Raw genomic sequence first — 1,416 nt, 5'->3', positions numbered from 1 at the left:
ACACAGTGGACGCGAGCAACTGAGGACAAGCCCTCGGCCTATTAGTACCAGTCAACTCCACCCGTTACCAGGCTTCCATATCTGGCCTATCAACCCAGTCGTCTACTGGGAGCCTTAACCCCTCAAAGGGGGAGGGAGTCCTCATCTTGAAGCAGGCTTCCCGCTTAGATGCTTTCAGCGGTTATCCTTTCCGAACGTAGCCAACCAGCCATGCCCTTGGCAGAACAACTGGCACACCAGAGGTTCGTCCGTCCCGGTCCTCTCGTACTAGGGACAGCCCTTCTCAAGACTCCTACGCGCACAGCGGATAGGGACCGAACTGTCTCACGACGTTCTAAACCCAGCTCGCGTACCGCTTTAATGGGCGAACAGCCCAACCCTTGGGACCGACTCCAGCCCCAGGATGCGACGAGCCGACATCGAGGTGCCAAACCATCCCGTCGATATGGACTCTTGGGGAAGATCAGCCTGTTATCCCCGGGGTACCTTTTATCCGTTGAGCGACGGCGCTTCCACAAGCCACCGCCGGATCACTAGTCCCGACTTTCGTCCCTGCTCGACCCGTCGGTCTCACAGTCAAGCTCCCTTGTGCACTTACACTCAACACCTGATTGCCAACCAGGCTGAGGGAACCTTTGGGCGCCTCCGTTACCCTTTAGGAGGCAACCGCCCCAGTTAAACTACCCACCAGACACTGTCCCTGATCCGGATCACGGACCCAGGTTAGACATCCAGCACGACCAGAGTGGTATTTCAACGACGACTCCACCACGGCTGGCGCCATAGCTTCACAGTCTCCCACCTATCCTACACAAGCCGAACCGAACACCAATATCAAGCTATAGTAAAGGTCCCGGGGTCTTTCCGTCCTGCTGCGCGAAACGAGCATCTTTACTCGTAGTGCAATTTCACCGGGCCTATGGTTGAGACAGTCGAGAAGTCGTTACGCCATTCGTGCAGGTCGGAACTTACCCGACAAGGAATTTCGCTACCTTAGGATGGTTATAGTTACCACCGCCGTTTACTGGCGCTTAAGTTCTCAGCCTCGCCCCACCGAAATGGAGCTAACCGGTCCCCTTAACGTTCCAGCACCGGGCAGGCGTCAGTCCGTATACATCGCCTTACGGCTTCGCACGGACCTGTGTTTTTAGTAAACAGTCGCTTCTCGCTGGTCTCTGCGGCCACCCCCAGCTCAGACCGAAAAGATCATCACCAGGAATGGCCCCCCTTCTCCCGAAGTTACGGGGGCATTTTGCCGAGTTCCTTAACCATAGTTCACCCGAACGCCTCGGTATTCTCTACCTGACCACCTGAGTCGGTTTAGGGTACGGGCCGCCATGAAACTCGCTAGAGGCTTTTCTCGACAGCATAGGATCATCCACTTCACCACAATCGGCTCGGCATCAGGTCTCACCC

General features: G+C 56.2%; 1 rRNA gene. It reads right to left on the bottom strand.

From position 1 onward, the window contains the following. Nucleotides 1–21 precede the first annotated feature (21 nt). A 23S ribosomal RNA gene (locus AB0I49_RS38215) occupies nucleotides 22–1,416 on the bottom strand; the annotation flags it as partial.

Origin of the sequence: Streptomyces sp. NPDC050617 (genome assembly GCF_040654795.1) — a bacterium.
Classification (GTDB): Bacteria; Actinomycetota; Actinomycetes; order Streptomycetales; family Streptomycetaceae; genus Streptomyces.
Note: the sequence above shows the minus strand (reverse complement) of the source record. Positions and strands in the feature narration are given on the sequence as shown.